Annotated in this window: 8 protein-coding genes; 1 reads left to right on the top strand and 7 read right to left on the bottom strand. The window is 43.9% G+C overall.

The features are described 5' to 3' along the window. Positions 1-1943 (top strand): excinuclease ABC subunit UvrB (gene uvrB, locus Q0236_RS11585; protein ID WP_297918173.1); only part of this gene is annotated, 1943 nt, incomplete at its 5' end. Positions 1944-2325: 382 nt separating this feature from the next. On the opposite strand, the gene Q0236_RS11580 is transcribed toward uvrB, so the two are convergent. The 7 genes from Q0236_RS11580 to Q0236_RS11550 form a co-directional block, all read right to left on the bottom strand. Further along, positions 2326-3069, bottom strand: a complete 744-nt coding sequence (locus Q0236_RS11580; protein ID WP_297918170.1) for a hypothetical protein — start codon at positions 3067-3069, stop codon at positions 2326-2328. Next, positions 3050-3376, bottom strand: coding sequence for a hypothetical protein (locus Q0236_RS11575; protein ID WP_297918167.1), 327 nt, complete (start codon positions 3374-3376; stop codon positions 3050-3052). Before Q0236_RS11575 ends, Q0236_RS11580 begins: the two co-directional genes overlap by 20 nt. A 187-nt stretch (positions 3377-3563) precedes the next feature. Then, positions 3564-4010: a hypothetical protein gene (locus tag Q0236_RS11570; RefSeq protein ID WP_297918164.1), complete on the bottom strand. Its 447-nt coding sequence runs from the start codon at positions 4008-4010 to the stop codon at positions 3564-3566. 432 nt (positions 4011-4442) lie between these two features. Then, positions 4443-4856, bottom strand: a complete 414-nt coding sequence (locus tag Q0236_RS11565) for a hypothetical protein (protein WP_297918162.1) — start codon at positions 4854-4856, stop codon at positions 4443-4445. A 24-nt stretch (positions 4857-4880) separates the two neighbouring features. After that, complete coding sequence (locus Q0236_RS11560) at positions 4881-6218, bottom strand: PFL family protein (protein WP_122873566.1); 1338 nt, start codon at positions 6216-6218, stop codon at positions 4881-4883. Between the two features lie 9 nt (positions 6219-6227). Further along, a complete protein-coding gene (locus Q0236_RS11555) occupies positions 6228-6494 on the bottom strand; it encodes an ACT domain-containing protein (protein ID WP_002944456.1) in 267 nt (88 codons plus the stop codon). 50 nt (positions 6495-6544) lie between these two features. Beyond that, complete coding sequence (locus Q0236_RS11550) at positions 6545-8284, bottom strand: phosphoethanolamine transferase (protein WP_297918156.1); 1740 nt, start codon at positions 8282-8284, stop codon at positions 6545-6547. Positions 8285-8586: the final 302 nt, after the last annotated feature.

Here is an 8586-nt window from a genome sequence, read left to right as displayed (position 1 = left end):
CAAGCGAGGATCAAGAAAAAGCGATCGAGGGCATCGTCGCGGGCTTTCAAAGCGGCAATAAATACCAAACTCTTCTCGGCGTTACCGGCTCGGGTAAGACTTTCAGCATGGCAAATATCATCAAGCGCCTCGGAATTCCCGCGCTCGTAATGACGCATAATAAATCTCTCGCGGCGCAGCTTTATAGCGAATTTAAGGGCTTTTTCCCGCAAAATCACGTCGAGTATTTCATCAGCTACTACGATTACTATCAGCCCGAGGCCTACATCCCCAGGCAGGATCTTTTCATCGAAAAGGACAGCGACGTAAACCAAGAGCTCGAGCGCTTGCGGCTAAGCGCCACTGCAAGCCTGCTGAGCTTTGATGATGTCATCACCGTAGCGTCGGTTTCGGCAAACTACGGCCTGGGCGATCCCGCCGAATATAAAGGCATGGTGCTGTTTTTTGAGATCGGATCAAAATTTAGCACTAAATTTTTACTTCGCAAGCTCGTCGATATGGGCTACAAACGCAACGACGATTTTTTTGATCGCGGGAATTTTCGCGTAAACGGCGACGTGATCGACATCTACCCCGCGTATTTTAACGACGAGGCGTTTAGGATCGAGTTTTTCGGCGACGAGATAGAGGCGATGTATCATCTGGACGTGCTAGAAAACAAAAAGACGCAGAGCGTCAAAAAATTTATTCTCTACCCGACGAGCCAGTTCATCGTGGGCGAGCAGCGCCTGAAATCAACGATTAAAGGGATCGAGGAGGAGCTTGAGCAGAGGTTGAAATTTTTCGAGGACGCGGGTAAGCTCGTAGAGGCGCAGCGGCTGAAAGGGCGAGTGGAATTTGACCTTGAGATGCTGGGCGCTACGGGGATGTGCAAGGGGATCGAAAACTACGCGCGCTATCTGACCGGTCAAAAGCCGGGCGAGACGCCCTATTCGCTCTTTGATTACTACGAGAGTAAGGGCAAGGACTATCTCGTCATCATCGATGAAAGCCACGTGAGCTTGCCGCAGTTTCGCGGGATGTTCGCAGGCGATCGCAGCCGCAAAGAAACGCTCGTGCAGTACGGCTTCCGCCTGCCATCAGCACTTGATAACCGCCCGCTGATGTTTGATGAGTTTATCAATAAAAAGGCTAAATTTCTATTCGTCTCCGCAACGCCAAATGATTACGAGCTGGATCTTAGCCGCGGCGCCGTATATGAGCAGATACTGCGCCCGACGGGACTACTCGATCCGCAGATTATCTTAAAAGACAGCGACAATCAGGTCGAAATTTTACACGATATGGCAAAGGAGGTCATCGCGCGCGGCGAGCGGATCTTAGTGACCGTGCTAACCAAAAAGATGGCGGAGGAGCTGAGCAAATACTATCTGGAGCTTGGGCTTAAGGTCAAATATATGCACTCGGACATCGATGCGATCGAGCGCAACGAGCTCATCCGCGGCCTACGCAGCGGCGAATACGATATGCTAATCGGTATAAATTTGCTCCGCGAGGGGCTCGATCTGCCCGAAGTAAGCCTAATAGCGATCATGGATGCCGATAAGGAGGGCTTTTTGCGCTCGCGCACCAGCCTCATTCAGACGATGGGGCGAGCCGCGCGAAACGTGAACGGGCAAGTCGTGATGTTTTGCAAAAAGATCACCGCCTCGATGCAAGAGGCGATCGACATCACGCAAAAGCGCCGTAAATTTCAAGATGAATACAACCGCGCCCACGGCATAACCCCGCATTCTGCGAGCCGCAATATCGAAGAGAGCCTAAAGATCGAAGACGGCACCGAAATTTTAAGAAAGGGTGCAAATTTAGAGAAGATGCCCGCCGCCGAGCGCGCCAAGATCGTAAAGGAGCTTCGCAAACAGATGCTCGATGCCGCGGCGGCGCTGGAGTTTGAAAAGGCTGCTGCGCTGCGCGACGAGATCGCGAAGCTTAGGAAGCTGTAAATCGCGAGACTCGAAACGCCCTGAAATTTCGTCGTGAAATTTGCGCGTGAAATTCCACCTGGCGGAGCATAAAATTCATGCGCGTAACGCAATGTGAAATTCACAGCAGCTCGCGCCTATATTCCGCAACGCGCTCCGTGCCCATCTTTGCATCTTGCGACTTTTATTGCTTTTCCGTGCGTCCATATTTACAGCCATCTTTACGCGTTTGTCGCGCTATGCTTAAATTCCGCGCCGAAGCGGAATTTCGCCCAATTTCTTACGTAAACATCCGTAAGATTCTAAGCAATTTTTTCCGTCCGAAACCACGCGAATAAGAACAGCCGCGGGCACCACAAAATCCATCAGCAAGAATATTCGCGAGCTCTAATCCCGTTTAAATTTAGCAGAATTTATCGTTTTTTGGAATATATGTGCTTCGGTTGAAAAAATAGCACGCTGCGAAAACGATCAAGCAAACAGACAATATATTCGAGCCACTTAAAAGCAAGTCTATTATCCTCTCATTATTTTTAGCGATCAATGCCACTATTATGAGCGCTAGCGGATGCAAAATCAAAGCCGCGCTAGCTAAATTTTCAATAGTAAAAACCACTAAAGAAATTCGCTGATTTTTTATGAAAAGCTTGCTATATCCTTTCATAGAATTACTTTTTAAATAACCTATAGTTAATAGAATGGACGAAAATAACATTACTAAAACAATAACAACGCCACGCAATGTAGCAATAGCGCTCGCAAATGTGACAATGATAAATAAAAACGCCAAAAATATTGCGCTCGCACGCCTAATCAATCTATGTATGTCATATCGCCTTTTTAAATTTTTTGGAATATTGGCAAATTTCTCGTTTAGTTCATCCTCTTTAAATTCGACTTCTCGCACCGACAAATCAAGCTTCGTTTGAGAGCCGCAGATATGGATCCTTGGAGTATATGAGCCTTTATTATAAAAATAGCATAAAAGAAAAACTAATATGCAAATCGGAGCTATAAAGATTCCGTATAAAGTGCCGGCGCCGCTTAACTCATCTCGCGAACCTCCCATTGCCGAAGATAGAAATAGCAAAGTGGGAAATAAAACCAAGACTAAGCTAGCCGTATTCTCAAAAGTAAAAATCATCAAACTGGCATCTTGATTTTTTATGAAAAAGTTGCTGTATTTTTTTTGTCTTGTAACACTTTAAACAAAATGCCGTCAAGCAAATGGATAAAACTACCGCCACACAAAACAAAAAGGGCTCGGGCATCTGAATATCCACGTAGGAAATAAGTCGCGAAACTACCGATGCAATGCCGAACAAAAGCGCTAAAAATACCATACTAGAGCACCTAATTAGCCTATGTTTGTCGTATCGCTTCTTTAAATTCTCCGGTATTGCGGCGAATTTTTCGTCTAGCTCTTTCATCTCGGCTTGAAATTTTTCGCTCACGGCTCGCTCTTTTTAAGCGTTTAAATTTTAGAGATTATATTAAATTCGGCGCCGCGTCTTTTTGATGTCGCACCTTGCGGTTAAATTTTAAAATTTACCGCGTTACATTCGCGAAAAGCCGAAAAATTTCAAACCCGGCAAAGCATTAAAATTCCCGTCCGCCTTTAAATTTAGCATTTTACCGCAGCTAGCAAAGCTCTAAATTTTCCACGCGCAGCGGTCTTTCGCCCTCGAAAATCACCCCGATGCCGAAAGGATCGCAAATATCAAGCGCACCCTCGGCAAATCTCATCAGCCACTGCGTATCGCGCGCGTAAAACGTGCATTGCGGAAGCTCAAACGGCAGATCGCAAACGGGCACGTCAAGCAGCCTAAGCTCATCCTCGCCAAAACGATACTCGCGTCTAAGCTCGTCTCGCAGGAAGACAAGAGCGTCTTTTACGTACCGATCAATGTCTCGGGCGATGCGCTGCGCGAGCAAGATAGTCTCATCGTCCACATCCGCCGTATCTGCAGACACAAGACAAAACGGTACCTCGCTAGAGCTTTCGCTTTTTAGCTCCGCATACCAAATAAAACCCTCATCCGTTGCGACCTTTTCAAGCTCGCCAAATTTCCAAGCCATTTTTTGCATTTTATTTCCGCCTCATATTTTCGCGTCGTCTTTTAAAATTTTTACGCTGCGCCCGTTTTGCGCGCTATGTTTAATCCCCGCCGAAATAGAATTTCGCCGCTTCTTAAGCGGACGAGCAATGATAACGAAACAGGTTGCTTTTAAATTTTAAAATTTTAATGCAAGCCGCTTTAAAATTTCAAAAGACCCGCCGCTGTCCGTCTCGCGCGGCGATGAAATTTTAACGCCGCGTCTTACGACGAAATTTTAAAATTTTAGCGCGCCGCGGGGATCGCGCCGTAGAGACAGCGCACCGTAAAATTTCATGCCGAAATTTCAAGCCGAAATTCCACGCCCGTAGCACAGAATTTAAAGCCAAAAAATTCCATCACGGCGACTTAGAATTTTACTCGCTAAATTTTACGAATTTTATGCGCTTTTAAATCCGCAAATTTAATACGCCTTTACGAGCCGTAAATTTTTTAGGTATATGGCGCCGTCAAAAACGCCGCCTCCATTCGGCGCAGGCCAAGAAATGGCAATTCTTTTCGGCTCCTCGTCGTATTTAGGCTCGCAATAATTCTTGGAGCAGTCTATTTTAAACACCTCTTTATCGTTGCTATCAAAATCCGTTTGGGTAGAATTTTTAGGAATTTCCAGCGTGTGGATTATACGATACGGCTCGCCCTCTTTTGTGCGGGCGGACGTTATTTTTATTAGCGTATCTGCGCTGTCGTCCGAGGTCCTATAGACCCCGTCTTGCCCCAAGCCCGCCAGCTCGAATTTTTTCTCCTTGCTGTAAAATGCCGAGATTATGGAGCAGCCGCTAAAAAGCAAAACTGCCGCAAATAACGCAAACGCTCTCATTTTTCCTCCCTAAGCGGGTTAAATTTAGTTTTTAAAACTATGAATGGGTGCCGGTATCTGGCCGCCGCGGGCGATGAAGTCCGCCGATGAGTTTTTATTTACGCTCATCACCGGCGCGCTGCCGAGTAACCCGCCAAATTCCAGCGTGTCGCCCTCTTTGCCCTTTGGGATTATGCGCACGGCGGTCGTTTTTTGATTTATCACGCCGATCGCGGCCTCGTCGGCTATGATCGCGGCGATCGTTTGCTCGGGCGTATCCTGCGGGATCGCGATCATATCGAGCCCCACCGAGCAGATCGCGGTCATCGCTTCGAGCTTTTCTAAATTTAGCGATCCTGCACGCACTGCGGCGATCATGCCCTCATCCTCCGAGACAGGGATAAACGCGCCGCTAAGCCCGCCTACTTGGTTGCACGCCATCACTCCGCCCTTTTTGACAGCGTCGTTTAGCAGTGCCAAAGCCGCAGTAGTGCCGTGCGTGCCGACGCGCTCTAAGCCCATCTCCTCAAGCACGCGCGCGACCGAGTCGCCCACCGCCGGGGTTGGGGCTAGCGAGAGATCGACGATGCCAAATTTCACACCCAGCCGCTCGGATGCCATTTGGCCTACGAGCTGTCCGATGCGCGTGATCTTAAACGCCGTCTTTTTAACGGTCTCTGCGACCACGTCAAAGCTCGCTCCGCGCACCTTCTCAAGCGCGCGCTTAACGACGCCGGGGCCGCTAACGCCCACGTTTATGACGACCTCGGCCTCGCCCACGCCGTGAAATGCGCCCGCCATAAAGGGATTATCCTCGACGGCGTTGGCAAACACGACCAGCTTAGCGGCGCCCAGATCGGAAAGCCGCGCCGTTTCTTTGATCACGCGCCCCATATCGGCGACTGCGCTCATATTTATGCCGGTTTTGGTCGAGCCGATATTTACCGACGAGCAGACCTTTTGCGTCGCGGCAAGCGCGGCGGGGATGGAGTCGATTAAAATTTTATCGCCCTTTGCGTAACCCTTTTGCACGAGCGCCGAAAAGCCGCCGATAAAGTCGATACCGACCTTTTTGGCCGCCTCGTCCATCGCTTTAGCAAGCGGCACGTAGTCTGCGGCATCCGTCGCCGCGCCGATGATGGCGATAGGCGTTACGCAGACGCGCTTATTTACGATCGGGATGCCGAGCTCTGCTGAAATTTCATTACCGACCTTTACTAAATCGCGCGCCTTGTCGGTGATCTTTGCGTAAATTTTCTCCGCCGCCTTGTCGATGTCCGGATCAATGCAGTCAAGCAGGCTGATGCCCATCGTGATCGTGCGGATGTCGAAATTTTGCTCCTCGATCATCGCGATCGTTTCGGTTACGTTTTTGATGTCCATCTGCGCGCCTTAGATGTTGTGCATGGCGTCGAAAATCGCCGAGCTTTGGATGTTGATTTTAACTTTTAGCTTTTCGCCTAGCTCGTTTAACTCCTCGCGCAGAGCCGTGAAGTCCTGCTTCTCGTCGCTGGAAACCACCGCCATCATCGTAAAAAACTCGTCCAAAACCGTCTGGCTGATGTCGTCTATGTTTAGCCCAAGCTGCGCGAGCTTAGCCGAAACGCCCGCTACAATGCCAACTTTGTCCTTACCGATCACCGTTACGATCGCTTTCATTCTCGTCCTTTTGCGTGGAATTCAACCTAATTTTACTCAATTGTATGTTACTATCTGCTAAAATCACTTTGATCTTTTAATTTTTCGTCATAGTCTATATTTTCAATCATGCGCTTTCTGCGACTATTAAAATTTTCGTTTATAACGCTACGAGTAGCATCAAATTCGGACAAACTTTCCATATCTAAAATTTCGACTACAGAGTGAATTAAATCATCGCTCATAAATGGTTTATCTTTTGCTAAGACAATTTTTCGCCAAATCTCAGCATTCTCTAGGCGAAACTTATCTGTAGCGATAAAAATAAGCGGAATCTCAGCCGTAAAACGACAAATATAGCCATGACCTCCGTAACTATTTAAATTTGTCTGCCATAAATCCTCGCCATGATCACTTAGGTAGATAATTAAGGCATTATCATTTTGGAATATTTTATAGATTTCATTTATTATATAATCATTATATAAAATAGAATTAAGATATTCTCCCACATATTGGCGATTTTTGTCATCTAATTTTGAATTCACTATATCCTTTTTATCAAATTTGGTAAATTCACTCGGATAGCGCCTACTATAATCCTGATGATTTCCGAGCAAATGGATAAAATAAAACATATCACTGCTTCGTGAATTTTTTATATCTTCTATCATGGGTAAAACTTTTCCATCGTAATAGTAATCGATGTAGCTCATTGTAGGAATTCTAGCTACAAATGCTTTATAATCAGCTCTTTTTGCTATTATATTTACAGGCTTCACATCCTCAAAGCCTTCCTGATTGCTAATCCATACAGTAAAGTAATTTGATAATTTAGCTAAATCTACGATAGTTAAATTCTCATACCATTTTCTACTTTGTCCATTTTCATAATTACCGAAACTTAAAACTACTTTGAGAGATTGTGCTGTTGAAGGCCATGGAGAAATGGTATCATTAAAAGCCACTAAATTTCCTCTGTCTTTAAGAATCTTTAAATTTGGATTATTTTTCTTGTCATATCCATATAGCTGCATAAAATCCCTCTGCAGACTCTCCCCTATTATAAAGACTACATTTTTAATTTTGTTTCTAGCGGTTTTGTGTGTATGGAGATCAAAAATTTGCTTTTGCAATGCGTTAATTTCGCGAATGTCTTGCAAATTTAACTTTTTGTATTGATAAGTTGTATATACCAAGTTAAAAAGTGGCACTTTATTTAGCTCTAACATAACCTTTTGGTAAGCTATAAAAGTAGTGAATGAGGCGTAAACCAAATTTATACTAAAAATTAAGGCGGAAAATAAACTTAATTTCTCATATATAAAATATTTTCCAATAAATCTAATTCTCAAAAATATGATACAGAATAATATAATTAACAAATAAGATAGTAAAATTCTACAATCATAATGTGTAATTGCAAATTCCAATGCCTCATTTTTAGTCGTTTGCGTCAATGCATCTATAGCTACAAAAGAATAAGCAATATTTGTCTTAAAAACTAAAAATATTTGCAAAAATAAAAACAATACGCTTATGAGAAATAAAAATTTAATAAGTATTCTAAAAATTTTATCCCCAAAAAATCTAAATAAGATGAATACAATATTTGTTGATACATATATACTTGAAATACCCAAAAGCAAGTCTAGTATTAAGCTATCCGTATGCTCTATTTTTATATCTATCAGTAAATATGTAAATAAATTTAATAAAATTATCAAGAAAAATATAGGCAAATATTCATCACCAAGCGGCTTTAATAAATTTAAAAGCCTTGATTTAAGCATATTTATTATTTTTTGCACTTATAATCCTTTATCAAGATTAAAAATTATAGCATATTGTCTTTAATAGACTTAGGATGTATAATATTGTTACTCATATAACCAATGTCAGTTAAAACAAAAAAACAATAATATATAGATTTTACAAATGAGTTGGTTTTATAAATTACTTCTTTCTTGAGTTAATTTTAATATAAATTGTGTCAATCGACAGCTTTTAGCTATAATCACACGAAATTTATCCCGAGCAAAATTTGTCTTTAGTGCTAATACTATAACGATATGGCTCTTACATACAACGGCACTAACCAGACTACAAGTAC

This window comes from uncultured Campylobacter sp., from assembly GCF_938031315.1.
GTDB lineage: Bacteria > Campylobacterota > Campylobacteria > Campylobacterales > Campylobacteraceae > Campylobacter_B.
The sequence above is the reverse complement of the archived record's forward strand: the minus strand, read 5'-3'. Positions and strand labels throughout refer to the sequence as shown.